The sequence below is a fragment of the Ottowia oryzae genome (assembly GCF_003008535.1).
GTDB classification, from domain to species: Bacteria; Pseudomonadota; Gammaproteobacteria; order Burkholderiales; family Burkholderiaceae_C; genus Ottowia; species Ottowia oryzae.
In genome coordinates this window covers 1,532,479-1,558,161 of record NZ_CP027666.1, presented here as the reverse complement: position 1 = coordinate 1,558,161, position 25,683 = coordinate 1,532,479, and the positions used below count along the sequence as shown (strand labels likewise).

Genomic DNA, 25,683 nt, shown 5'->3' with positions numbered 1-25,683 from the left:
GCTTGGCCGCATCCAAAGCGATGCTGCGCGCGGTGTCAGGGGTGTGAAGGTGTTGACCTTGTCAGGGACAACGGGGTCGCTCGAATTGAGGAGAGCTTGACAGTGGCCGACCGCCCGTGAGCTGGGGGTGGCTATCGCTAGGGCGCAGTGGCGTCCGCTAGATGCAAACCGACGCAGGGAAGACGAGAAGAGCCGTGCGTACCCGGGCAGTGTAGCCGTTTGTCGCCCATCGTGCACGCCGCGATGGCATTGGCCTTGCGCTTGGCCGCCGCCGGCCAGCGCAGGTCAATGGAAATCGCGGCTGGTGGTCAGCCCCGCCAGGCGGCCCAGCAGGTGCGTCAGGTCATCCAGGCGGTGGGCGATCAGGTGGCGCACCTGGCCGCTGCCGGGCCGCCCCCAAGCGGCCAGCACCCCCGCGGGGGGCAGCGCAGCAGGCGAAGCCGCGAAGCCTGGGGGCATGGGGGTCTCGCCGCTGCCCTGGTCGCGCTGCCATTCGCCGTGCACGGCCAGCAGTTGCGAGCGCAGCAAGGCGTTGCGCTGCGCCTCATCAAAGCGCAGGCTTTCCCACACGATCACGTTGACCGGGCCGGTTTCGTCTTCCAGCGTGACGAAGATCGTGCCCTTGGCCGTGGCGGGCTGCTGGCGGCCGATGACCAGGCCGCAGGCGATCACCTTGCGCCCGTGCGGCAGGCGGTCCAGCTGGGCGCTGCTGCGCACGCCGCGCCGCGCCAGCCGCTCGCGCAGCAGCGCCAGCGGGTGGCGCCGCAGGGTCAGGCCCAGCGCGGCGTAGTCGTGCACGATGTCTTCGCCCTCGGGCGCGGCGGGCAGCGCCAGGTCTTCTTCGTGAATGGGCGCGTCGTGCAGCAGCCCGCGCGGGGCGTTGGCCAGGGCGCGCTGCGCGGCCATGGTCGCCGATTCGGCCGCCTGGCGTGGGGCGGTTGTGGCGCCGCGCGGCGGTGCAGCCGATGCAACCGGTGTGGCGCGTGGCATGGGGCTGCGCGGGCTGTGGCGAGCGGCGCTGCTTTGCCATACCTGCTGGCGGCGGTGACCGGCCAGGCTGGCCAGCGCGTCGGCGGCGGCCAGCTGGCGCAGGTCGCGCGCGTCCAGCAGGGCGCGGCGGGCCAGGTCGTCCACGCTGGTGAAGGGCTGCGCGGCACGCGCGGCGGCGATGCGGTGGGCCGACGCCTCGGCCAGGCCCTTGATCAGCCGCAGGCCCAGGCGCACGGCGGGGCGTGGGCTGGCGTGGGCTTTTGGGGCGTTTGCTTCCAATTGAATAGCTGCTGGCGCTGGTGGCACGGGCGCTGGGGGCGTATTTTCTTCATCAGCAGCTTGGGCTGACCGGGCCATCGGCGCAATGAATTGCGATGCGCCCATGGTGTGGGCAGGCGGCACGTACAGCAGGTTCTGCGCAGGTGGCGGGGCGGAAGGTACGGCGGGTGGCACGCCAAACTCTTGCTCTTGCTCTTGCTCTTGCTCTTGCTTTGGCGCTGGTGGTGCCTCTTCAATCTCTATATTTTTGATAGCTGCTGGCGCTGGTGGCACGGGCGCTGGCGGTGTTTTTTCTTCATCGCCCATCTCCAAAGCGCAATCCCAGCCACTTACCGTCACGTCCGGGGGCAGCACCTGCACGCCGTGGCGGCGAGCGTCCTGGATGAGTTGCGAGGGGCCGTAAAAGCCCATGGGTTGCGAGTTGAGCATGGCGGCCAGGAAGGCCTCGGGCTCGTGGCATTTCAGCCACGCGCTTTCGTAGGCGATCAGGGCAAAGCTGTAGGCGTGGCTTTCAGGAAAACCGTATTCGCCAAAGCCCTGTATCTGCCGGAAGATGCGCGCAGCAAAGTCCGCGCTGTAGCCGTTGCCCAGCATGCCCTGGGTCAGTTTTTCTTCAAACGGGGCCAGGCCGCCCTTGCGCTTCCAGGCGGCCATGGCGCGGCGCAACTGGTCGGCCTGCTCGGCGGTGAAGCTGGCGGCCAGCATGGACAGCTCCATCACCTGTTCCTGAAAGATGGGGATGCCTAAAGTGCGCTCCAGCGCCTTGGCCAGGCGGGGCTTTTGGCCAGGCACATCGTGGTGCGACAGCTCGTATTCGATGGGCAAGCCGCGCCGCCGCCGTTCGCGCGCCTTCAGGTAGGGGTGCACCATGCCGCCGGTGATGGGCCCGGGCCGCACGATGGCGACCTGCACCACCAGGTCGTAGAAGGTGGTGGGTTTGAGGCGCGGCAGCATGCTCATCTGCGCGCGGCTTTCGATCTGGAAGGTGCCCACGGTGTCGGCCTGCCGGATCATCCGGTAGGTGGCCGGGTCTTCGCTCTGAATGTCGTAGCGCGTGAACTTGGTGCCACGCCGGCTGGCGACCAGATCAATGCAGCGGCGCACGGCGGTGAGCATGCCCAGCGCCAGCACGTCGACCTTGAGCATGCCCAGCGCTTCCAGGTCGTCCTTTTCCCACTGGATGACCTGGCGCAGCGCGGACGACGCGGGCAGCCAGGGGTCGAGCGGCGATGGCTCGGGCGCTGGCGTGCAGACATCAGCGTCAAGGCCGTTGGCGCTGATGGCTGGGGCGTCGCCGCCATCGTGCTCGGGCTCGGGCTCGTGCGGCAATACGCCCAGCGTGTCCTCCCAATCGTCGTCCCGCGTCATCGCCGCGGGCTCGACCGGCACCAGGCGGTGCAGCGGCGTTTCGGTCAGCACGAAGCCGCCCACGTGCTGGCTGAGGTGGCGGGGCGCGCCCTTGATCTGGCGCGTCAGCTCCAGCCACAGCTGCATCAGCGCGGGTGGCGCGGGGGCGCCGATGCTGTGCGCCAGCTCGCTCAGCCGGTGCGCGGCCAAGCCGTGATGACGGCCCCCACGCTCCACGCCTTCGTCTGTTGCGCTGCCCCCCGAGGGGGCTGCGCCGCCTTCGGGCGGCCGGGCGGCGGCGCTCCGGCCCCCACGCTCCACGCCTTCGTCTGTTGCGCTGCCCCCCGAGGGGGCGCTCGCCGCTTTCGGGCGGTCGGGCGGCGGCTCGATTTCAAACCAGTGGTGGTCTTTGGCGAAGGCGTCCACCAGCCGCGCGTCCACGCCCAGCGCGGTGCCCACGTCGCGCAGCGCGCTGCGGGTGCGGTAGCAGATGACGGTGGCGGCCAGCGCGGCGCGGTGGCGGCCGTAGCGGCGGTAGATGTACTGGATGACTTCCTCGCGCCGCTCGTGCTCAAAGTCGACGTCGATGTCGGGCGGCTCATTGCGGCGCGCCTTGCTGATGAAGCGTTCGAGCAGCGGGTGGGATTTTTCAGGGTCGGCCGCGGTGATGCCCAGGCACCAGCAGACGACCGAGTTGGCCGCCGAGCCGCGCCCCTGGCACAGGATGCCCAGGCGCCGCGCGGCGCGCACGATGTCGTGCACGGTGAGGAAGAACATCTCGTAGCCGCATTCGGCGATCAGCGTGAGTTCTTTTTCGACGAACGCCACGATGGGCGGCGGAATGCCGTGGGGGTAGCGCTGCGCGGCGCCTTCGTAGGTCAGGCGGCGCAGCGTTTGCGTGGGCGTCAGCCCCGGCAGCACGCCGTCGCGCGGGTAGTTGTATTGGACCTCGTCCAGCCGAAAGCGGCAGCGCGCGGCCACGGCCAGCGTGGCGGCCAGCGCAGGGGGCGTGTACACCTCGGCCAGGCGCGGGCGCGGGCGCAGGTGGCGTTCGGCATTGGGCTGCAGGGCAAAGCCGCACTGCGCCACCGGCCGGCCGATGCGGATGGCGGTCATCACGTCCTGCAGGCGCTTGCGGGCGCGCAGGTGCATGTGCACGTCGCCCGCGGCCACCAGCGGCAGGCCGGTGGCCGCGGCCAGGTGCTGCAGGGCCAGCTGGTGCAGGGCGTCGTCAGGTTCGGCGTGCAGCTGCAGCAGCAGCCCGGTCATCATGCCAAAGAGGCCGCCGGCGCCCGACTGACCAGCGCTGGCAGCTACAAAATCAGAAGCATTCAGCATGGTAAGCAGGCTGGGCCGGTCGGGCGCCCACAGGCGTTCGCAGCCCGGCAAGGCGGCCAGCGCCACGGGCAGCGGCGGCAGGCGGTAAGCGCCCTTGGCGGCCGCGCCTCGGCAGCGGGTGATGAAGGTGCACAGCTGGCCCCAGCTGGCCAGATCGCGCGCCAGCACCACCAGCGTGCCCTGCTCGGCCAGCGGGGCGCCCGGCGCGGTGGCGGTGGTAGGGTCAAAACGGAATTCGCTGCCGTAGATGAGCTGCAGCGGCGCGGCGCCCATGCCGCTGGCCGCGCGGGCGCTGTGCAGCGCGGCCAGCGCTTGGGCACCGACGCTGCCGTCGCCGGGGGCGGCTGCGGATTTCTCCAGCTCGCCCAGCGTCTGCCAGGCGCGCACCACGCCGGCCACCGAGCATTCGTCGGTGATGGCCAGCGCGCTGTAGCCCAGCGCCCAGGCGCGGTGCACCAGCTCTTGCGGGCTGCTGGCGCCGCGCTGGAAGCTGAAGTGCGTGAGGCAGTGCAGCTCGGCGTACGGCGGCGGGGCGGCCTGCGAGCTGGGTGTGCCGGGTGCGCCTTGTTCGCCCGCTTGGCTGGGCGTGCCGGGCGCGCGCGTGCCGGGCGGATCTTCGGGCGCGGGCGCTTCGGTCGGCCGCTGCGGCGCGCGCGATGCAGGCAGCGGCGGCGCGGCGCGCATCGCCCGGCGGGCGGCTTCGGCGAGCAGCTGCTGCGCCTTGCGGCTGGGCTCAGGCATACAGGCCGTGCAGAAACCAGCGCGGCGCAGCGCCCGCCGCACCGGGTTGCGCATGGGTGGGCCGCTCGCGGTAGATCCACAACAACTCGGCCGTGGCGCTTTGGGCGATGAAGTAGTCCCGACAGATGGGGCCCCCACGCTCCCCTGCTTCGCATGGTGCGCTGCCCCCCGTGGGGGCTGAGCCGCCTTCGGGCGGCCGAGCGGCGGCTCGTGGGCCCCCACCCTCCACGGCTGCGCCTGTTGCACTGCCCCCCGAGGGGGTGGAGCCGCCTCCGGGCGGCCGGGCGGCGGCTCGTGGGCCCTCACGCTCCCCTACTTCGCATGGTCCGCTGCCCCGGTCCAGGGAAGGGCCCCTGGACGTGCCAGGAGCCGGCGCTGAGCCACCTCCGGGCGGCCGAGCGGCGGCTCGTGGGCCCCCACGCTCCACGGCTGCACCTGTTGCGCTGCCCCGGTCCAGGGAAGAGCTCCTGGACATGCCAGGGGCCGTGATGGTGCCGCCTTCGCGTGGCCGGGCGGTGGCTTCTGCACCGACACGCTCGCCCGCTGTGCGTGGCTTGGTGTCCTGATCCGAGGCGGGGCTGCTCGACTCGCCGCTCCGTGCGATCAAGCTTTCTTCGGCGCTCGGCGGTGGCTCTGCTTCGGTGTCAGCACCCAACCACCAGCTCGCTTCGACGCGCTGGGGGCCAGAGATCAGCCGCAGGGGCTGGCCGTGGTACAGCGGCTGCTGGTCGGGGGCGATGGCCAGTGGCTGGGGTGGGCGCAGCAGCCAAGTGGGGCTGAGGGCGTCGGGCAGTTGGCGTGCAGCGGGGGTGGCGGGGGTGGCGGATGTGGCGGATGTGGTGGGGTTCATGCGGATTCCTTGGGGTGCTGCCTGCGTGCCCGGGCCTGCGGGGTTGGCCCGGCCGGCGCGGCGGGTTGGCGCGGTCGGGCGGCGCAGGGTTTGTTCGGCGTTTTGCCAGTGCTGGCGGCCTTCGGGGCGGTGGTCGGCCTGGGCGACGGGCACGCGCACGTTGTGCGCACCCAGGCGGGCGCTGACGCGTTCGATGAAGACGTGCCAGGGATCGCCGCGCGGCTGGTCTTCAGGCAGGAAGCTGGGGGTTTCGGCCTGCCAGGGGGCTGTGTCGACGGCGCGCAGGCACAGGCTGCGTGCGGGCGCCAGCATGGCAGTGCGGGCCAGCCGCTCGGCCAGCAGGCGCTGCAGGTGGGCCATGGCCTGCACGGGCTCGGCGGTGCGCAGCAGCACCGATTGCTGCGGCGGCAATTCCTGCCCGTTCAGGCGGCGCTGGTCGAAACGCCAGGTCAGCTCCAGCGCGCGCACGCCCTGGTGGCGCGCGGCCAGCCAGTGCTGCAGGGTTTGCAGCAGGCGCCGCGCCGACCAGAGCAGGGCCGGGGCGGTGTCGGCGCGCTCGGGCAGCTCGAGGGTTTGCTCAAACGTGTCGGGCGGGGTGATCCAGGCGAGGCTGTCGGGCGCGTGCCCCAGGGCCACATCCAGCGCCCGCCCCAGGGCCGGGCCAAAGCGCCGCGCCAGCCCGGCGCGGGGCAGCGCGACCAGATCGCCCCAGCGGCGGCAGCCCAGTTGGCCCAACACGGCCAAGTGCGGGCGCGCGGCGCTGAGGGTGTGCAGGGGCAAATCGGCGGCGCGCGGGGGCGCGTGCGGTGTGGCGGCCGTCCCGCCTGCCGGGCGCCGCTCTGAATCGGCCGCCAGCACCTTGAGCCGCAGCCGCGCCAGCGCCACCAGGCTGGTCGGCCCCTGCGCGCCGTGCACGGCCCCATCGGCCGGCTGCGACGCCCACACCTGGCGCAGCAGCGCGCGCCGCCCGCCCCACAGGCGTTCGCAGGCCGACACCTCCAACAGCAAGCCTTCATCCACCCAGGCGACGTGCGGTGTGAAGCCCAGCGCCCACCAGGCCAGCGCGTCGGGCGACAGCGGCGGGGCAACGGGCATTGGCCCCTGCGCGCCGGGCGCCCCCGCTGCACTTTGGCGGGGTGGCATGGCCGTGGCGCCTGCCTGGGCCGGCGCGTCAGGCCGCAGCCACTGCAGGGCGAGCCAGTGCATGGTCTTTATCCGCAGCAGGCGGTGTGAAAGGAGGCAGCGCCAGCTGGGCCTGCGCGGGGCGAAGGCGGCGTGGCCGCAGCAAGTGCACGCTGGGCGCGGGCGCAGTAGTTCTTGCGGGCGCGTTGGCGCTGCCCGGCGGCGCCCAGGGTACGAGCGGGATAGTTGGCACGGAGGCCGGCTCCGGGGCCGTTGGCGAGGTGGGTGCCAGCGTTGTCGTCGCTGGCGGCGCCGGAACCTGCTCTGCCAGCACCGACGTGGTGAACGTCTGCCAAGGCGCGGGCGCAGGCGCCAGCAGCACCTGCGCCGCGCGCAGCACGCTCAGCAAGGCGGGGCTGGCGGCGGACAGCCAGATCGGCGTGGCCAGCGGCGGCCCCCGGCGCTTGATCAGGTCAATACGCAACTGCGGCAAGCGGGCATCGACCTGCCCTTCTGGCGGCGCGCCGGCCGCGCCAACCAGCCGCAGGCGCGGCCGGCTGAGGGGCGGTAGCTGCGAAGCCACCCGCAGCCGCACGCGCGCTGGCGAGGCCGCTTGCGCCGCCTGGGCCGGGCGCACCACGAACAGCAAGGCGCCGGTAGAGGCTGCCGCCTGGTGCAGGCGCCGCAGATCGCCCGCGTTGGCGCGCGGCAGCCAGGCCACGACGGCGCCCACGTCCTGGCAGCGCAAGGCCTGCTCGGCCGCCCACGCAGCTTGGGCGGGCGTGGCGGGGGTGATCCACAAGGCCTGCGCCCAGGGCACGCCCGCCGCCACCAGCGCGGGTACATAGGGCTCATGCGGGGCCTGAATCAGGGCGACGCGCCCGGTTTGCGCCTGCTGCGCCAGCGCGGGCAGCATCAGGGGCCACAGGCTGCTGGCCGAGGTGGCCTGCAGCAATTCGACCAAGGCGCCCAATGGCCAGCCGGCGCCGGGCAACTGCGCATCCAGCGCGGCGTGGCCGGTGGGGCTGACGGCAGCATCCAGCGGCGCCAGCGCGTCGGCCATCCAGACGCCGTGCAAGGCCGCCTGGTCGACGGAAAAAGCAGTGTTCGCACCCATAAATAACTGTATTTATGTACAGTATTTTGGTGCTGCACTTGCCCCCTTGGCAAGCGATTCTTGCGCCATCCCGCCAGCGCTGGCGGGGCTTGGAAAGCTTGCTACAGCCTGATGAGCAGCCTGCCCTATCTATGTATGGGGGCCCGATCAATGCCAAGCCGTGGCGGCTGCGCTCAATCTTTCAGCCGGATCTTCTTTTCTACCTTGGCACTGGCTTTTTCTTCGCGCTTGCGCCGGTTGAACACCTGGCGCATGTAGCGGATGTCGGCGGCGGCCAGTTGTTTTTCAGCGGCGACGAACTGCTCCTGCTCTTCTTCGCGGATGTGGTGCAGGTACTCGTCGCGCACCTTGGCGAAGCGGCGCAGCCAACCGCTGGAGGCCATGTCGCGCGCGGCCAGATCGGCCAGCAGCTTGTCCATCTCCTTGTGCTCGCCCACGGCGTGGCGCGCGTCTTCGGTGGTGGCCGGGTGGCGCATCACGCTGGACCACAGCGCCTGCTCTTCGGCGGCGGCGTGGCCCTTGATCTCCAGCACCAATTCTTTGAACAGCCGCTTTCGCTCGGGCGACTTGCCGTGGGTGGCGTCGATCATGGCCAGCAGTGCGCGGTGGCGGTCGTGGTCTTCGACCAGACGGCCAAAGATGTCCGGGTTGCCGCGGAATGGGGTGGCCGGCGTGCTGCCCAGCAGCGCGGGCACGTCGGGCGCCACGGCTTTGGCCTTGGCAACGGCCTGGGCCTTGGCCTGCTTGGCGCTGGCCTTGGGCTTGGCTGGGGCCGCATTCGGGCGCGTGGAATGGGTCTTGGCGCCAGCGCGTTCGTGCGCGGCAGAGGGGCGTCGGGTCTTCGGCACGGTGGGATTCCTTGGGTGTTGTACGCAGCCGCTGCGGCGGCCTGGCCGGGTGGCGCGGCTCAGGTTAAGCCAAGCCCCGCCAGCCCTGCTGTAGGACAAAAGCGCCGGCCCCTGCGGCGCGCGGCCCCGTGCTTACCGCGCGTCGTCGCGCCCGGCACCGCCACGGCGCAACGTCAGCAGGCCCACGAGCCGCGACACCACCAGCGCCAAATACATCACCCCCGCGAATTCGCCCAGCATCACCAGCCCGCGCGCCATGGGCCGCAGCGGCACGATGTCGCCCAGCCCCACGCCCGACAGGGTGGAAAAGCTGAGAAAGAGCAACTCTGTCCAGGTGCGCGGCTGCTCAGGATGAAACTGCGCGCCAAAACTGTGTGGCGCTATCGCCTGGCAGGCGGCAAACAGGTGCGCAAACGCCCAGGCCAGCACGGTGAAGGTGGCGGCGGCGGCGTACAGCTCGTCGCGGCTGGCGTGGTCGTCGTGCAGCATGTAGGCCATCAGCGACGCGGCGGCGTAGAAATAGAAGGCCGATTCGGCCAAGGCGATGGCAAAGGTCAGCAGGCGCGAGGGCTGCACCTCGTTCCACGCCGACAGCACCACGCCCAGCAGCTGCGCGCCCAGCAGCAAGGCGCTGGGCTGGCGGCGCAAAAGCGCGGGGTACTGGCGCAGGTCGATCATGCGGGCGATTGTGCTTCACCCCAGCCAAGCAACGGCCTGGGTGGCTGGGCGAAAATCCTGCCCATGACATCCCCCGCAGCGGCGCCGGCGCGCCCCATCCGCCATCAATACGAAGACTTCATGCGCCACGTGGCCGAGCACGGCGTGGCCAAGACCGACCGCACGGGCACGGGCACGAAAAGCGTGTTCGGCTACCAGATGCGGTTTGATCTGAACGAGGGCTTTCCGCTGGTCACCACCAAGAAGGTGCACGTCAAAAGCATCATTTACGAACTGCTGTGGTTCCTGACCGGCTCGTCCAACAACAACTGGCTGCGTGAGCGCGGCGTGACGATTTGGGACGAGTGGGCCAAGCCCGACGGCGACCTGGGCCCGGTGTACGGCGTGCAATGGCGCAGCTGGCCCACGCCGGACGGTGGCCACATCGACCAGATTGCCGAAGTGGTCAAGCAGCTCAAGACCAACCCGGACAGCCGCCGCATCATCGTCAGCGCCTGGAACGTGGCCGATTTGTCCAAGATGGCGCTGATGCCCTGCCATGCGTTCTTCCAGTTCTATGTGGCCGACGGCAAGTTGAGCTGCCAGCTGTACCAGCGCAGCGCCGACATCTTTCTGGGCGTGCCCTTCAACATCGCCAGCTATGCGCTCTTGACGCACATGCTGGCGCAGCAGTGCGACCTGCAAGTGGGCGACTTCATCTGGACGGGCGGCGATTGCCATATCTACAGCAACCACACCGAGCAGGTGGCGCTGCAGCTTTCGCGCCAGCCTTTTGCGTACCCGCAACTGGTCATCAAGCGCCGCCCCGCGTCCATCTTTGACTACGAGTTTGACGATTTCGAGTTCACCGACTACCAGCACCACGCGGCGATCAAGGCGCCCGTGGCGGTCTGACGCGGCGTGGCTTTCGCACACCCTGGCACCATGATCACCTGTTACCTGCGCTACGTCATCGACCCGTTCAAGCTCAAGGAATTCGAGCATTACGGCAAGCTGTGGATTCCGCTGGTGGAGCGTTTTGGCGGGCAGCACCACGGCTATTTCCTGCCGTCCGAAGGGGCCAACAACATCGCGCTCGCGATGTTCACCTTCCCCAGCCTGGCGCTGTATGAGGCGTACCGCACGCAATCGCTGGAAGACGCGGAATGCCAGGCCGCTTTTCAGTACGCCGAAGACACGCGCTGCATCGTCAGCTACGAACGCAGCTTCTTCCGGCCCGTCTTTCGCGGCTGATCCTGCGCAAGCAGGCTGAGCTGCACCGCAGCCTGCGCGTCGCCCAGCGCTTGGCAATGCCTTCGCGGGCCGCAGCATGGCGCTGTCGGCGCTTTGACCAGCTGTAGCGGCGCGGGTCGATTGAACCTGCGCGCTGCGTCGCAGCCTCCGTTGCTGCCGCGTTTTTCCCATGCTGCGCAGCGGCCTACATCCCATTCGAGCCAGGCTTGTGAATCAGCCTCGCGCCAGCGCGCGCGTGCGGCTGCGCATGGGCGACACCTTGGCCGCTGCACCGCACCACGCGCTTTTATGATTTGTGCGGCATATCGATATGACGACGTATTGGTTGCCTAGGCCGCGGGGCATTCAGTAACCTCGCGGGTTTTCTAGAGCGCCATTCCGGTATCGGGCATGGCGTGATGACGACAACAACGAGACACATGCCCGACCTGCTCTCCCTCTACCGCACGATGGTGCGGATTCGCGCCTTTGAAGACGCGGCCGAAATCTCCAGCCAAGGCGGCGTGGCCGCCTGGGGCAAACAAGCCTCTGACAAACCCGCGCTGGTGCGCGGGCCGCTGCACCTGTCCACCGGGCAGGAAGCCGTGGCCGCCGGTGTATGCGCGCACCTCAAGCCCGCCGACCTGCTCACGTCCACCCACCGCGGGCACGGGCACACGCTGGCCAAGGGCGCCGACGCCACCAAGATGATGTGCGAGCTGTTTGGCCGCGCCACGGGCTACAACGGCGGCAAGGGCGGGTCGATGCACATTGCCGACTTTTCGGTCGGCATGCTGGGCGCCAACGGCGTCGTGGCGGCCGGCCTGCCGATCGCCGTGGGCGCGGCGCAAGGCCTGAAGATCCGCGGTCAGGACGCCATCGCCGTGTGCTTCTTCGGCGACGGCGCCATCAACCGCGGCCCGTTCATGGAGGCGCTGAACTGGGCCGTGGTGTACCACCTGCCCGTGCTGTTCGTGTGTGAGGACAACCGCATTTCGGCCACCACGGAAAGCGCCGCCATGACAGCCGGCCCCGGCGCCAGTGCGCGCGCCTCGTCCATGGGCATTGCTGCGGTGCAGGTGGACGGCACCGACGCACAGGCCGTCAGCGAGGCGGCGGCTGAGTTGATTCGCGAGATTCGCGCAGGCAGCGGCCCGCGCCTGCTGCACGCACTGACCGATCGGCACAAGGGCCACGTATCGGTAGACCCAGGCCTGTACCGCGACCCTGCCGCCGTGGCCGCAGCACTGGCGCGCGACGGCATTGCCCGCGCGCGTGCGCGCCTGGTCGAGCAAGGCCTGGGCGCGCAAGCCGACCAGGTGGATCAGGCCGCCAAGGCCGAGATCGACGCCGCCGTGGCTACCGCCACCGCCGCGCCGCCGCCCGACAAGGCGGCCGCGTACACCGATATTCAGAACACCGGCGCGGGGGTGTGGGCATGAGCACCGTGAACATGAGCGCCGCACGGCCGCCCGAAGGCGCGAAGGCCCCCTCGGGGGGCAGCGAGCCACGCGAAGCCGGGGAGCGTGGGGGCACGTTGACTTATTCGCAAGCCGCTGCGCTGGCGCTGTCGCAAGTGATGGACGCCGACCCCACCGTGGTCGCCCTGGGCGAAGACCTGGGCCGTGGAGGCGTGTTCGGCCAATACCGCGATGCCGAAGGCGTGCCGCTGGTCAAGCGCTTCGGGCCTGACCGGATCATCGACACCCCCATTTCTGAAAGCACCATCGTCGGCGCCGCCGTGGGCATGGCGCTGGCCGGCATCAAGCCCGTGGTGGAGCTGCGCGTGGTGGACTTTGCCCTGTGCGCCATCGACGAAGTGGTCAACCAGGCTGCGAAGAACCGCTACATGTTTGGCGGCCAGGGCCGCGTGCCCACGGTGATGCGCATGCCCATCGGCATCTGGTCGGCGTCGGCGGCGCAGCACAGCCAGTCGCTGGAGGCGTGGTTTGCCCACATTCCCGGCCTGGTGGTGGTCACACCCGGCACCCCGGCGGACAACCACGGCCTGTTGCTGTCGGCCATCGCGTCGGGCGACCCGGTGGTCTACATGGAACACAAAGAGCTGTGGCCCACCACCGGCCCCGTCACGCTGGGCGAAGCCGTGCCGCTGGGCAAGGCGCGCGTGGCGCGCGCGGGCAGCGACGTGACCATCGTGTCCTGGTCGCGCCAGGTGCAGGCGTGCCTGGACGCCGCCGAACAACTGGCGGCGCAAGGCGTGCAGGCCGAGGTGATCGACCTGCGCACGCTGTGGCCGTGGGACAAGGAAGCCGTGCTGAACAGCGCGGCCAAGACCGGGCGCCTGCTGGTGGTGCATGAAGCCATCCAGGTGGCCGGCTTTGGCGGCGAGATTGCCGCCACCGTGGCCGAGCACACCCACGCCAAGGTGGCCCGCCTGGGCGCGCCGCGCATCCCGGTGGGTTACGCCCCGGTGCTGGAAGAAGAAGCTCGCGTCGGCCCCGCCAAGGTGTTGGCGGCGGCCTTGAAACTGCTCCAACGCTGACCCTGAGGAAACCATGAAACTGACCATCCAAGGCGCCTTGCTCGCCGCTGCGGCCGCGGCCTCGTGGGCCGCCGCCACCCCGGCTCTTGCGCAAGCGCCCTATAAGCCCGAGTACCGCCTGTCCACCAACGTGAACAACGCCTTCCCGCTGGGGCGCGGCGCGGAAACCTGGGCCAAGCTGGTCAGTGAAAGGACGCAAGGGCGCATCACGGTGAAGTGGTACCCGGGCTCGTCGCTGGTGGGCGGCGAAACCACGCGCGAGTTCACCGCGCTGCGCCAGGGCACGCTGGATTTCAACGTGGCGTCGGTCATCAACTGGGCGCCGCACGTGAAGGAGCTGAACCTGTTCCTGCTGCCCTTCCTGGTGCCCGATGAGAAAGCCTTTGACGCGCTGACCAAGGGCGAGGTCGGCAAGGACCTGTTCGCCCTGATAGCCAAGCGCGGCGTGGTGCCGCTGGCCTGGGGCGAGAACGGTGCCCGCGAGATCAGCAACTCGAAGCACGAAATCCGCAAGCCCGAAGACCTCAAGGGCCTGAAGTTCCGCGTGGTCGGCTCGCCGATCTTCAACGACATCTACACCACCCTGGGCGCCAACCCCACGCAGATGACCTTCGCCGATGCGCAGCCCGCGCTGCAAAGCGGCGCCGTGGACGGGCAGGAGAACCCGCTGGCGCTGTTCGTGGGCGCCAAGATGACGTCGCTCAACCAGAAGTTCTTGACCAAGTGGAACTACGTCAACGACCCGCTGGTGTTTGCCGTGTCGCAAAAGGCCTGGGACAGCTGGACGCCCGCCGACCGCGAGATCGTGCGGCAGGCCGCCATCGAAGCCGCCAAGGCCGAGATTGCCGACACGCGCAAAGGCACCAGCCCGGGCGACGATGAGCTGATCAAGCAGGCCACCGCCGCCGGCACCAAGGTGACGGTGCTCACCCCGGCCGAGCAGCAGGCCTTTGCCACCGCCACCAAGCCCGTGATCGACAAGTGGACGCCGCAGATCGGCGCCGACCTGGTGAAAAAGGCGCAGGCCGCCGTGGCCGCCACGCGGGGCAAGTAGTGGCCTGCAGCGCGCTTGCGGTGAAACCCGCAGCGCGCCATTCATAACCAAAACCGCCTCTGGCGCTTGTGCAGAAAGCGCCGGCAGCTATCATTTTCATAGTTAACGGATTGCTTTGGCCCGCCCGCCGAAGCACCCATGCCCTGGCGAGACACCCATGACGCAGCCCAGCCCCGAGCTACCCCCTGAGCCGCGCGAGTCGCGGCCTTTTCATATCGAAGATGCCCTGGCCGCGCTGATCATGGCCGCGCTGTGCGTGATCACCTTCGCCAACGTGCTCACGCGGTACTTCACCAACATCTCGTTCGCTTTCACCGAAGAGTTCTCGGTGTTCCTGGTGGTGGTGATGACCTTTATCGGCGCCGCCACCGCGTTCACGCGCGGCCACCATTTGGCGATCACCTTTCTGGTGGACAAGCTGCCCGCGCGCGGGCGGCTCTGGCAGCGCCGCTTTGCCCTGGCGTGCGGGCTGGCCATGTTCGGCGTGCTGACCTGGTATGGCGCGCTGATGTGGTGGGACGACTTCGAGACGGGCCTGACATCGCCCGGCCTGGGCGTGCCGCAGTGGTGGTACACGCTGTCGGTGCCGGTGCTGTCGGCGTTGGTCGAGTTCCGGCTGCTGCAGCTGCTGTTCAAGCGAGCGCCCGCATGAGCTACGACGCGCTGGGCGCCATTCTGTTTGCGCTGTTTGTTTTCTTGCTGCTGGCCGGCGTGCCGCTGGCCGTCACGCTGGGCCTGGCGGGCACCGTGGTGGTGGCGTTTGCCGACCTGGGCCTGTCCTCGGTGCCGCTGAACGTCTACAACAGCATCTCCAAGTACCCGCTGCTGGCGATTCCGATGTTCGTGCTGGCCGGAATCATTTTCGAGCGCGCGGGCATCGCCGGGTCGATGGTGCGCTTTGCCTCGTCCATCGTCGGGCCGCGGCGCGGCGGGCTGGCGGCCACGGCCATCCTGGTGGCGATGATCCTGGGCGGCATCTCCGGCTCGGGCCCCGCCGCCTCGTCGGCCGTGGGCGCGGTGATGATTCCGCAGATGATCAAGGCCGGCTACCCGCGCGGCTTTGCGGCCAGCGTGGTGGCGGCGGGCGGCTCGACCGACATCCTGATACCGCCTTCCATCGCCTTCGTCATCTACAGCATGCTGGTGCCCGCTGCCAGCGTACCGGCGCTGTTTGCCGCGGGCATGGTGCCCGGCGTGCTGGCCGGCCTGGCGCTGATCGTCGGCTCGATCTGGCTGGCACGCCGCCACAAGGTGGGCAACGAGGCCGACGAGCCGCGCCCGCCGTTCTGGAAGAGCCTGCGCGAAGCCATCTGGGCGCTGATGGCCCCCGTCATCATCCTGGGCAGCCTGCGCACCGGCGTGGTCACCCCTACCGAGGCGGCCGTGCTGGCCGTGGTGTACGGCTTCGCGGTGGGCGTGCTGGTGTACCGCTCGCTGAGCTGGCGCACCATCTACGAGATATTGGTGGAGGCGTGCGAGATCTCGGCGGTGATCCTCACCATCCTGGCACTGGCCTCGGTGTTTGCCGTGGCCAGCAACGCGTTGGGCACCTTCGAGCACATGGCCAACTTCCTGGTCGGCCACATCTCGTCCGAAGTGCTGATGCTGCTGGCCATCAACCTGATCCTGCTGGTGGCCGGCATGTTCATCGACGGCATTTCGATCTTCTTCGTCTTCCTGCCGCTGTTCATCCCGATCATGCAGCACTTCCATTGGGACCCGGTGTGGTTCGGCGTGCTGATGACCTTGAACATCGCCCTCGGCCAGTTCCACCCGCCGGTGGGGCTGAACCTGGTGGTCACCTGCAAGTTTGCCGAAACGTCCATGGAATCCACCACCTACTGGGCCTTCGCACTGGTGCTGTTCATGGCGTCGGTGCTGGCGCTGTGCACCTTTGTGCCTTCGGTGGTGATGTGGCTGCCGCGTGCTTTAGGCTATTGAGCCATGAAAGTCGGACTTATCTACGCCCGCGCGCGCAACGGCGTCATCGGCCAGGGCGGCGTGATGCCCTGGCATCTGCCGGAAGACCTGGCGCATTTCAAGCGCGTCACGCTGAACCACCCGGTCGTCATGGGCCGGCGCACGTGGGATTCGATCCCGCCGCGCTTTCGCCCGCTGCCGGGGCGCACCAACATCGTCATCACCCGCCAGGAAGATTGGAATGAAACAGGCGCCCAGCGCTCGTCCAGCCTGCGCGACGCGCTACAAAAAGCAGAGAACCTTGACGGCACACCGAGCCAGGCCTGGGTGATCGGCGGCGCGCAGATCTATGCCCAGGCGATGCCCTTGGCCGACGAGCTGGTGGTGACCGAGATCGACGCCGACTTCGACGGCGACGCCCACGCGCCCGCCATCGGCCCCGAATGGCAGGAAGTGGCGCGCGAGCCGTTTGAGTCGCGCACCGGCCTGCGCGGCGCCTTTGTCACCTGGCGGCGCCGGGCGGATCGCTGAGCGCCAAACACGCGCGGCGCACTGGCGCCACAATCGCCCGAGAGCAGTCTGTTCAAGGGCAAGCATGAGCGAAGCATTCAAGGTGGGCGAGCACGTGGGCTGGAATTCCGAGGCCGGGCAGGTCAGCGGCCGCATCGTGCGCATCCACACGCAGGATTTCGACTGGAAGGGCTACACCCACCACGCCAGCGCAGCCGATCCGCAGTACGAAATCCAGAGCGACAAGACCGACCACCTGGCCGTGCACAAAGGCGCGGCGCTGCACCGCATCAGCGGCCCATGAGCGCGCCCGTGGCCGATCGCCTGCCGTACTTCACCATTGGCCATTCCACGCTGACGGTGGATGCGCTGGCCGAGCACCTGCACGCCGCGGGCGTGACGCGGCTGATCGACGTGCGCACCTTTCCCCGCTCGCGCACCAACCCGCAGTTCAACAGCGAAGAACTGGCGCGCGCGCTGGCCGAGCGCGGCATCGCCTACGAGCGGCTGGAAGACCTGGGCGGGCGGCGCGGCCGCCAGCGCGAGGTGGCGCCCGAGGTCAACGCTTTCTGGGACAACGCCAGCTTTCACAACTACGCCGACTGGGCGCTGCAGCCGCGCTTTCAGGCGGCGCTGAAGACGCTGCGCGAAGAAGGCCAGCAAGAGCGCTGCGCCATCATGTGCTCAGAAGCCGTGTGGTGGCGCTGCCACCGCCGCATCATTGCCGACTACCTGCTGGCTGCGGGTGAAAGCGTGTTCAACATCATCGACAAGAAGATCGAGCCCGCCCGACTGACGCCCGGCGCCGTGGTTCACACCGACGGCACGGTGACTTACCCGGAAGAAGCGCCGCGAGCGTAGCGCGGCGAACATGGCACGCAGGGCGCATCAGTGGCCGTGCAAGAGTCAGGCACGACCGAGCGGGCGCCGCCGCCGCGCGACCTTGAATTACTCTGCTTTTGATAGCTGCCAGCGCCCGCTGCATCTGCGCCAGAGCACGAAGCCACCCCAATCCTCCGGCCCATCGCAACACGGCGGCGGCCCCCGCAGCCCGGCTGCGTTGGCCAGGGCGCGAACCCGCCTGCAGCCTTCATGGCGCGGAATTCGGGGTCAAATCGGTCTATAAAGCCCGTTGTCGCTGGCGCGCCCTCGCCGCCACTGGATCAGCAAGAAGCCTGCCCATGCAAATCACCACCTGGAACGTCAACTCCCTCACCGCCCGCCTGCAGCACGTGCTGGACTGGCTGGCCGCCAACCCGGTCGATGTGCTGGCGCTGCAAGAGTTGAAACTGACCGACGACAAGTTTCCACACGACGCGCTGCGCGAAGCGGGTTACGAAGCGGCCGTTTTCGGCCAGAAGACGTACAACGGCGTGGCGCTGCTGTCGCGCACGCCCGTGGCCGACGTGGTGCGCAACATCGGCGGCTTTGCCGACGAGAATTCGCGCGTGATCGCCGGCACGGTGGCCGGCCCTGGCGGCCCGGTGCGCGTGGTCAACGGTTATTTCGTCAACGGGCAAGAGCCGGGCAGCGACAAGTTTGCCTACAAGATGCGCTGGTTGACGGGCCTGCAAAGCTGGCTGCAGACCGAATTGGCAGCGCACCCGCGCCTGGTGCTGGTGGGCGACTTCAACATCGCCCCCGAAGACCGCGACAGCTACGACCCGGTGGGCCTGGCCGAAACCATTCACCACACCACCGAAGAACGCCAGCATTTCAAGGAGCTGCTGGGCCTGGGTTTGACAGACGCCTTTCGCCAGTTCGATCAGCCGGACAAAAGCTATTCGTGGTGGGACTACCGCATGCTGGGCTACCAGAAGAACCGCGGCCTGCGGATTGACCACATCCTGGTCAGCGCGCCGCTGCTGCCGCAGCTGAGTGCGTGCAGCATCGACCGCGTTCCGCGCAAATGGCCCAAGCCCAGCGACCACGCACCGGTGACGGTGACGTTGTCTTGAATACGCGGGGCTGCGCCACCATATAAGGCTCAAAATCAAAACAAGGCGACCAGATGGGATGGATGCGTGGACGGCCTTGCGCGCTGAAGCCTAGCATTGCCACTGGCTGGCAGATCGGACAAGGCTTTCGCGCTCGCGCTGGGCACTTGTCCGGCGCCACTGCGCAGCACGCCTACGCCGCCTGAGCATCCCGCCCAGCGGGCCATCTGCCGCCCTCTTTTCGCCTGAATCCCACGCCGAATTCATCCCAACATGGCCGATTCCACCCCTTCCGCAAAACTTCCGATGGCGCCTGTTGAAGCGCCCGCCGCCCAGGCCGTCAACGTGCCGCTGCCCATGGCCGCGCACTTCATCGTGCTGAACATCACCCCCGGCGACGAGGCCGAGGACACGGTGAAAGCCTTTTTCGGCAACACCGCCGCGCTGATCCGCAGCGTGGAGCGCCGCATTCCCGAAGAACAGCTCAGCATGGTGGTGGGTATCGGCTCGCCCGCGTGGGATCGCCTTTTCGGCGCGCCCCGGCCTGCCGGCCTGCACGAGTTTCAGCCTTTGCGGGGCGACAAGCACTTTGCGCCTTCCACGCCCGGCGATCTGCTGCTGCACATCCGCGCGAAGTCAGAGCGCATGTGCTTCGAGATGGCGATGCAGTGCATGAACGCGCTGGGCGACGCCGTCGTGGCGGTGGACGAAGTGCATGGCTTTCGCTATTTCGAGGCGCGCGCCATGATCGGCTTTGTGGACGGCGTGGAAAACCCCGACGGCCAGGACGCGCTGGCCTCCACCCTGGTGGGCGATGAGGACCCGCGCTTCAAGGAAGGCAGCTACGTCATCGTGCAGAAGTACCTGCACGACATGAAGGCCTGGAATGCCACCGCGACCGACGAGCAGGAACGCGTGATCGGCCGGTCCAAGCAGGGCAACATCGAGATGGCCGAAGACGTCAAGCCGACCAACTCGCATTCCTCGCTGAACGTGATCGAGGACGCCGAGGGCAACCAGCTGTCCATCGTGCGGGCCAACCTGCCGTTCGCCAACGCGGCGCGCAACGAATACGGCACGTATTTCATCGGCTACGCGCGCGACCCGGCCATCACCGAGCAGATGCTGATCAACATGTTCATCGGCCGCCCGCCGGGCAACTACGACCGCCTGCTGGACTTCAGCACCGCCGTGACCGGCACGCTGTTCTTCGTGCCCTCGGCCACCTTGCTGGCCGCGCTGGGCGATGGCAACCCCTTTGCCCCCGGCGCTGCGCCGGCCAGCGGATCGGTGCCGACGGCGCCCGTGGCCGCGCCCGTCAGCAGCGGCACGCTGCCCATCGGCTCGCTGAAAGGCCAGCCGCAGTGGAGCCAGGCGCCCAGCGCCAGCGGCCCCGCGCCCGACGCCAGCAACTGATGCGGCCGCGCAGCGCTGTCGCACCGCACGATTCACCCCGTTTTCAAAGCCGCTGAGCGGCAGTACCTTTCAGGAGCCCCCATGAACAACCTTCACCGTGAACTTGCCCCCATTTCCGACGCTGCCTGGAAGCAGATCGAGGAAGAAGTCACCCGCACCTTCCAGCGCAACCTGGCCGGGCGCCGCTCGGTCGACGTGGAGATGGCCGAATCGGGCGTGAAGCGCTCGGCCATCGGCACCGGTCACCTCAGGCCGCTGCCCGCGCCACAGGAAGGCGTGGTTGCCCGCCAGCGCGTGGTCATGCCGCTGGTGGAGTTTCGGGTGCCGTTCGAGCTGACGCGCGAGGCCATCGACGATGTGGAACGCGGCGCCGAAGATTCGGACTGGCAGCCCGCCAAGGACGCGGCCGAACAGCTGGCCTATGCCGAAGACCGAACCATCTTCCTGGGCTACGCGGCCGCGGGCATCGAGGGCATCCGCGAAGGCACGTCCAACCCCGTGCTGACGCTGCCCGCGCAGGCCACCGACTACCCCGACGTGATTGCCGCCGCACTCAAGCAGCTCAAGCTGGTGGGCGTGGATGGCCCGTACGTGGCCGTGCTGGGCGCCAACGCCTACACCGCGCTGCAAGAGGCCAACGACAAGGGCTACCCGGTGCTCAACCACATTCAGCGCCTGGTGGGCGCCGACAACATCATCTGGGCGCCGGCCATCGAAGGGGCGTACGTGCTGTCTACCCGCGGTGGCGATTTCGAGCTGAACCTGGGCCGTGACCTTTCCATCGGCTACCTCAGCCACACCGAAACCACGGTGAAGCTCTACCTCGAAGAGAACCTGACCTTCCGCCTGCTGACGGCCGAGGCGGCCGTGGCCATCCTGCCGCAGGCCTGATCCATGGGGCCAGGGCGGCACCGCCGCCCGACCGAGCCGCCCGCGCACCTGCGCGGGTTTTTTTTCGCCCGGGTCATGCGGGATGGCCGTGGATGGCGATGCGGGCGCCGGGGTGCGCGCTGCCCGCCCTGCACGGCCTGCACGCCACGGCATTGACTATCAAGTTCATAGCAGCCGGCGCACGTCCATCCTGCGCTGGCAGCACTTTTCATTGGATTCTTCTCGCTCATAAAAAAGGGCCCGCACCCGGTGGTGAGAGCCCCTTGCTCTTTCGAGCGTGCCGCGCGCTCAGCCCGCCTGCACCGCCTGACGGAGCGCCGCGGGGGCTGCGCGGCTGCTGCGGCCCATCAGCCCCAGCACCACCTGCAGCGCCACGCCGATGGCGCCGACGATGAAGACCACGTCGCCGAAGGTGCGCACCCAGCGCAGCGTGACCAAAATCGGTTGCTGCAGGAACTGTTCGCTGCGCGCGTACCACAGCCCTTCGCTGGCGCTGGCCAGGAACTGGATCACGCCGATGGGCAGCAGGCTGGTGGAGATCATCAGCACCAAGCCCAGGTTCAAGCCCCAGAAGCCGGTTTTCATCAGCGCCTCGCTGAACACCACTTGCGGGCGCAGGTAGCGCAGCACCAGCAGCGTGAAGCCCAGCGCCAGGAAGCCGTACACCCCAAACAGGGCCGAGTGCGCGTGCACGGGCGTGGTGTTCAGCCCCTGGATGTAGTACAGCGAAATCGGCGGGTTGATCATGAAGCCGAAGACGCCCGCGCCCAGCATGTTCCAGAACGCCACGGCCACGAAGCACATCAGCGGCCACTTGAGCTTGGCCATCCAGTCGGCGCGCGCTTTCAGGCGCCAGTTCTCCCACGCCTCGTGGCCCAGCACGATCAGCGGCACCACTTCCAGCGCACTGAACGAAGCGCCCACGGCCATCACCGGCGTGGTGGTCCCCGCAAAGTAAAGGTGGTGGAAGGTGCCGGGAATGCCGCCCAGCAGGAACAACGAAGCCGACGCCAGGCTGGCCGTGGTGGCCATGCTGCGCGAAACCAGACCCATGCTGCTGAACACGAACGCCAGCGCGGTGGTGGCGAAGACTTCAAAGAAGCCTTCCACCCACAGGTGAACCACCCACCAGCGCCAGTACTCCATCACCGACAGGTTGGTGCGCTCGCCGTAGAACAGGCCCGCACCGTAGAACAGGCCGATGGCGCCCACCGAAGCCGTCAGCAGCGCCAGCAGGTTCTTGTCTTCCTTGGTGCGGGCGAAGAGCGCGGGCAGCACGCCGCGCAGCATCAGCACCAGCCACAGCAGGATGCCCACCCACTTCAGGATCTGCCAGATGCGGCCCAGGTCCACGTATTCGTAGCCCTGGTGGCCGAGCCAGAAGCTCCATTCGGCGGGCATCTTGTGCGCGATGGCCAGGTAGTTGCCGACGAAAGAGCCAACGCAAACGAAGACCAGCGCCCAGAACAGCACATCCACGCCCAGCTTCTGGAACTTCGGGTCGCGCCCGCCGTTGATGATGGGCGCGAGGAACAGGCCCACGGCCAGAAAACCCGTGGCGATCCAGAACAGCGCGGCCTGGATGTGCCAGGTGCGCGTGAGTGAATACGGGAACCACTGCGACAGGTCGATCCCGTAGAAGCTGCGCTCAACGGTGTAGTGCGCCGTAAAGCCGCCGATGAACACCTGGAACACGAACAGCGCCACCACCAGGAACAGGTACTTGCCCAGGCCGCGCTGCGAGGGCGTCAGCGCGAAGCTGGTCAGCGGATCGCGTGCGGGGGCGGCCGGCAGCGGCTCGTCGTGGTCGCGCAGGAAGGCCCAGCCCCACACCAGAAAGCCGATGCCCGCCAGCAGGATCACCACGCTGGCGATGGACCAGACGATGTTTTCGCCGCTGGGCACGTTGTCGATCAATGGCTCATGCGGCCAGTTGTTGGTGTACGTCACGTGGCTGTTGGGCCGCTCGGTGCCTGCGGCCCACGCCGTCCAGAAGAAGAAGTGCGTCATCGCCTGGCGCCGCTCGGCGCTGGGCAGCGTGTTTTCCTTCATCGCGAAATGCTCGCGGCTCTTGACCAGCGAGGGGTCGTCGGCGAAAAGCCGGTCGTAGTACTGCGCCGTCTGCGCCATGGCCTGCGCGCGCCGCTCGCTGACCACCAGGGTGTCACCGGCCTGGAGGCCGTTACCGCGGTATTCGGCCTTCAGCTGCGCGCGCAGCGCGGCCTGCGCGCCAACGTCGAGCTGGGCGTAGGGCTTGCCGTGAACCGCCTGGGCGCCCAGGTCCAGCCAGGCGGACAGCTCACGGTGCAGCCAGTCGGCCGTCCAGTCTGGCGCCTGGTAAGCGCCGTGCCCCCAGATGGAGCCCAGCTGCATGCCCCCCACCGATTGCCACGCGGTCTGGCCGTCGAGGATCTGCTCGCCCGTGAAGAGGGTGCGGCCATCGACCGTCGTCACCTTGCTGGGCACCGGCGGCGCCGAGCGGTAGACCTCGGCACCGAAGTAGCCGAGCAAAGAGAACATCACGATGCATACGCCGATCAGCGCGTACCAATATTTCTTGTACGGTCCCATGGGGCCCTCGTCTTTCAGTGCACTGCTGCGGGCGCGAAGCGCTCGAACAGGATGTTGTTTTCGATGTGGATATGCGTGACCAGGTCATCGCGGAACGCCTTCAGGCCCGCGTACAGCGCATGCCAGGTGGTGCACGCGCCGCGCGGCAGCGTGATGTCGTTCGTCAGTTCGTACAGGCGCTGCAGCGCCGCGCCGTGCTCGTCGTGTTCGGCGCGCATCACGCCAATGGGCATGCCCGCCCTGGCGCCCTGGCCCCGCACGATCAGCGGGAACAACACCATCTCTTCTTTGCGCATGTGGCTTTCCAGCTCTTGCGCCATGGTGTTCAGGTGCTCTGCTAGGCCGTGGGGACAGCCCTCGCGGTCGCCGTGAACCTGCTCGACCCGGCTGGCCAGGCGGATCAGCTCGGGCAGCTGCTCGCGGTGCACCGCGTGGTAGCGGTTCAGCACCAGCTCGACCAGCGCCTCGTCGCTGAACTGGCGCAGGTCCGGCTCATCCACCTGCGCGCCGCGCGCCTGCAGCGCCTGCAGTTCGGCGGCGACGGCCTCGGCGTCCAGGCCTGCGGCGGCGGCCGCTGTGCGCAGCGTGCGGTTGCCGGCACAACAGAAATCGACGCGGTGCGCTTCAAAGACGCGCGTGGCGCCAGGGATTTGGCGGGCCAACTGGCCCAGGGATTGGTCCATCAGATTCATGCTGTTTCTCCGGGGGGGATGGGGTGGAGTGGGTGAGCCGGCCTGCCGGCCTCGCGCCCGCGGGCAGCGCGAGGCCGGCGGCAGTGGCGATCAGAGCTTTCCGGCCTTGTAGACGCCGGGCTCGCCTTCGCCGGTGACTTCCAGCACGCCCACGGCGCCCTTGCCGGTGCGTGACAGCGCGTGGTCAACCAGCAGGTAGCTGCCGGGGTGCTGCACCTTCAGCTCAACGATGGTCGCGCCGCCGGGTGCGACCAGCGTGGTTTGCACGTTGGTCTTGACGGTGTTCAGCGCAGCTTCGCTGTAGACCTTGTCAAAGATTTCGCCGATCACATGGAAGGACGAGATCTTGTTGGGGCCGCCCACGCCAAAGTAGATGCGCACCGTCTCGCCCACCTTGGCCTGCAGCTTGTGCGTCTTGGTCAGGGCGCCCACCGCGCCGTTGAAGACGTAGTAGTCGGGCAGCTCGTTGGACATCTTGTCCAGATCCGGCTCCTGGTGGCCTTTGGCGCCGTTGGGGCGCTGCGTGTACATGTCGCCCTGCATCACGTAGTACTCGCGGTCCACCTTGGGCAGGCCCGCTTCCGGCTCGACCAGGATCATTCCGTACATGCCGGCGGCGATGTGCTGGGGCACCAGCGGCGTGGCGCAGTGGTACACGAACAGGCCTGGGTTCAGCGCCTTGAACGTGATGGTCTTTTCCTGCCCCGGGGCCACCTGCGTGTGCTCACCACCGCCGTGGCCGCCGGTCACGGCGTGCAGGTCGATCGAATGGATGGCCTTGCTGTCCTTCGAGTTGGCCAGCGTCAGCTCGACCGTGTCGCCCACGCGCGCACGCAGCATCGGCCCCGGCACCTGGCGGTTGAAAGTCCAGTAGGTGAAGGTGGTGCCATCGTCCAGCTTGCCCGCGAGTTCCACCGTTTCCATGCGCACCTTCTGCGTCTGGGGCGCACGCGCGCCGATGGCGGGCGGCACGCTGGCCGGGTCGGCCGACACACTGACCGCCGTTGGGTCGGGCCCGCGCAAGGGCGCAGGAGCCGGGGTGTACAGGGCCAGCGCCGCATCGGTCGAAGCGTTGCTCGGAGCGGCAGCAGCGCTGGCGGCCGCGGCGCCAGCCACGCGCAAGGTACCGGCCATGCCGATCTGGCGGTGCCCCGGCACCGAGCAGTAGTAGGTGAATTCACCCGGCGTCGTGACGGTGAAGCGCACCTTGGCCTTGCCCGTGCCGGCGCTGAACCGGGGTGTTTTCACCTTGAGTTCGTCGATCACGAAGTCGTGCTCGGCGCCCTCGCCGCTGTCCACCTGCACCTCGATGGTGTCGCCCACGCGGGCGTCGATCGTCGGGTTGACCTGCCCCTTGTCGTCGACGTAGACCATCTTGCCGTCGACGATGTTGGTGTGCAGCACCACCTTCTTGACGGCGGCGTTCGCTGCCGGTGCAGGCGCAGGCGCGGCGCTGGCCGTGCCCGCGGGCGCCGCGGCGGCGTGGCCTGTGTGCTGCGCGTGCGCTGGCATCGATGCGCCCAAGGCGAACATCAAGGCGCAAGCGGCGGCAGCCAGGGGCGCGAGGCGGGGGTGTGCGGTTTTCATTCTTTCTCCTGTGGTCGTGTTGGGCCGTTATCGGCACCCAAGAGATAGCGAGCTTCGTGCCCAGAAAAACCTCAATCACA

Annotated in this window: 21 protein-coding genes; 13 read left to right on the top strand and 8 right to left on the bottom strand. The window is 68.5% G+C overall.

Going from position 1 to position 25,683, the window contains the following annotated elements; translation table 11 throughout:
• Positions 1-285: 285 nt before the first annotated feature.
• From C6570_RS18395 to C6570_RS07265, 5 genes are all read right to left on the bottom strand, one after another.
• The gene (locus C6570_RS18395) at positions 286-4,695 is read right to left on the bottom strand and encodes a helix-hairpin-helix domain-containing protein (RefSeq protein ID WP_164675503.1); all 4,410 of its coding nucleotides are present in this window, start codon (positions 4,693-4,695) and stop codon (positions 286-288) included.
• Entirely contained in the window at positions 4,688-6,751 is a 2,064-nt protein-coding gene (locus tag C6570_RS07280; protein WP_106702625.1) for a hypothetical protein, read from the bottom strand. Before C6570_RS07280 ends, C6570_RS18395 begins: the two co-directional genes overlap by 8 nt.
• The gene (gene imuA, locus C6570_RS07275) at positions 6,717-7,784 is read right to left on the bottom strand and encodes a translesion DNA synthesis-associated protein ImuA (protein ID WP_106702624.1); all 1,068 of its coding nucleotides are present in this window, start codon (positions 7,782-7,784) and stop codon (positions 6,717-6,719) included. The genes C6570_RS07280 and imuA overlap by 35 nt, the downstream gene beginning before the upstream one ends.
• Positions 7,785-7,957: 173 nt before the next feature.
• Complete coding sequence (locus C6570_RS07270; RefSeq protein WP_106702623.1) at positions 7,958-8,632, bottom strand: hemerythrin domain-containing protein; 675 nt, start codon at positions 8,630-8,632, stop codon at positions 7,958-7,960.
• A gap of 132 nt (positions 8,633-8,764) precedes the next feature.
• Positions 8,765-9,310, bottom strand: a complete 546-nt coding sequence (locus C6570_RS07265; RefSeq protein WP_106702622.1) for an ion channel — start codon at positions 9,308-9,310, stop codon at positions 8,765-8,767.
• Positions 9,311-9,373: 63 nt separating this feature from the next.
• On the opposite strand from C6570_RS07265, the gene C6570_RS07260 reads away from it, so the two are divergent.
• The 13 genes from C6570_RS07260 (at position 9,374) to C6570_RS07200 (ending at position 20,753) form a co-directional block, all read left to right on the top strand.
• Positions 9,374-10,204, top strand: a complete 831-nt coding sequence (locus C6570_RS07260) for a thymidylate synthase (RefSeq protein WP_106702621.1) — start codon at positions 9,374-9,376, stop codon at positions 10,202-10,204.
• Positions 10,205-10,234: 30 nt separating this feature from the next.
• Positions 10,235-10,543: an NIPSNAP family protein gene (locus tag C6570_RS07255; RefSeq protein ID WP_106702620.1), complete on the top strand. Its 309-nt coding sequence runs from the start codon at positions 10,235-10,237 to the stop codon at positions 10,541-10,543.
• A 419-nt stretch (positions 10,544-10,962) separates the two neighbouring features.
• A complete protein-coding gene (locus C6570_RS07250; protein WP_245896338.1) occupies positions 10,963-11,964 on the top strand; it encodes a thiamine pyrophosphate-dependent dehydrogenase E1 component subunit alpha in 1,002 nt (333 codons plus the stop codon).
• A gap of 137 nt (positions 11,965-12,101) precedes the next feature.
• Entirely contained in the window at positions 12,102-13,025 is a 924-nt protein-coding gene (locus C6570_RS07245) for an alpha-ketoacid dehydrogenase subunit beta (RefSeq protein ID WP_245896437.1), read from the top strand.
• Positions 13,026-13,038: 13 nt separating this feature from the next.
• Positions 13,039-14,079 (top strand): DctP family TRAP transporter solute-binding subunit, encoded by a 1,041-nt coding sequence (locus tag C6570_RS07240; RefSeq protein ID WP_106702619.1) that lies wholly within the window; start codon positions 13,039-13,041, stop codon positions 14,077-14,079.
• 157 nt (positions 14,080-14,236) lie between these two features.
• The gene (locus tag C6570_RS07235; protein ID WP_106702618.1) at positions 14,237-14,731 is read left to right on the top strand and encodes a TRAP transporter small permease; all 495 of its coding nucleotides are present in this window, start codon (positions 14,237-14,239) and stop codon (positions 14,729-14,731) included.
• Positions 14,728-16,020 carry a TRAP transporter large permease gene (locus tag C6570_RS07230; protein WP_106702617.1) on the top strand — a complete coding sequence of 431 codons (1,293 nt, stop codon included), beginning with the start codon at positions 14,728-14,730 and terminating at the stop codon, positions 16,018-16,020. The genes C6570_RS07235 and C6570_RS07230 overlap by 4 nt, the downstream gene beginning before the upstream one ends.
• Before the next feature lie 3 nt (positions 16,021-16,023).
• Positions 16,024-16,530, top strand: coding sequence for a dihydrofolate reductase (locus tag C6570_RS07225; protein WP_106702616.1), 507 nt, complete (start codon positions 16,024-16,026; stop codon positions 16,528-16,530).
• A gap of 64 nt (positions 16,531-16,594) precedes the next feature.
• Positions 16,595-16,813, top strand: coding sequence for a hypervirulence associated TUDOR domain-containing protein (locus C6570_RS07220; protein WP_106702615.1), 219 nt, complete (start codon positions 16,595-16,597; stop codon positions 16,811-16,813).
• Positions 16,810-17,370, top strand: coding sequence for a DUF488 domain-containing protein (locus C6570_RS07215; RefSeq protein ID WP_106702614.1), 561 nt, complete (start codon positions 16,810-16,812; stop codon positions 17,368-17,370). Before C6570_RS07220 ends, C6570_RS07215 begins: the two co-directional genes overlap by 4 nt.
• A 320-nt stretch (positions 17,371-17,690) precedes the next feature.
• A complete protein-coding gene (xth, locus tag C6570_RS07210) occupies positions 17,691-18,467 on the top strand; it encodes an exodeoxyribonuclease III (RefSeq protein WP_106702613.1) in 777 nt (258 codons plus the stop codon).
• Between the two features lie 252 nt (positions 18,468-18,719).
• On the top strand, positions 18,720-19,862 hold the full coding sequence (locus tag C6570_RS07205; RefSeq protein ID WP_245896336.1) for a Dyp-type peroxidase: 1,143 nt from the start codon (positions 18,720-18,722) through the stop codon (positions 19,860-19,862).
• Positions 19,863-19,943: 81 nt separating this feature from the next.
• Positions 19,944-20,753 (top strand): family 1 encapsulin nanocompartment shell protein, encoded by an 810-nt coding sequence (locus C6570_RS07200; RefSeq protein WP_106702611.1) that lies wholly within the window; start codon positions 19,944-19,946, stop codon positions 20,751-20,753.
• A 288-nt stretch (positions 20,754-21,041) separates the two neighbouring features.
• Here the strand turns inward: C6570_RS07200 and C6570_RS07195 are convergent, their stop codons facing one another.
• The 3 genes from C6570_RS07195 to nirK form a co-directional block, all read right to left on the bottom strand.
• Positions 21,042-23,324 (bottom strand): nitric-oxide reductase large subunit, encoded by a 2,283-nt coding sequence (locus C6570_RS07195; protein ID WP_106702610.1) that lies wholly within the window; start codon positions 23,322-23,324, stop codon positions 21,042-21,044.
• A 14-nt stretch (positions 23,325-23,338) separates the two neighbouring features.
• Complete coding sequence (gene ytfE, locus C6570_RS07190) at positions 23,339-24,016, bottom strand: iron-sulfur cluster repair protein YtfE (RefSeq protein ID WP_106702609.1); 678 nt, start codon at positions 24,014-24,016, stop codon at positions 23,339-23,341.
• 90 nt (positions 24,017-24,106) lie between these two features.
• Positions 24,107-25,603 (bottom strand): copper-containing nitrite reductase, encoded by a 1,497-nt coding sequence (gene nirK, locus C6570_RS07185; RefSeq protein ID WP_245896335.1) that lies wholly within the window; start codon positions 25,601-25,603, stop codon positions 24,107-24,109.
• Positions 25,604-25,683 lie beyond the last annotated feature (80 nt).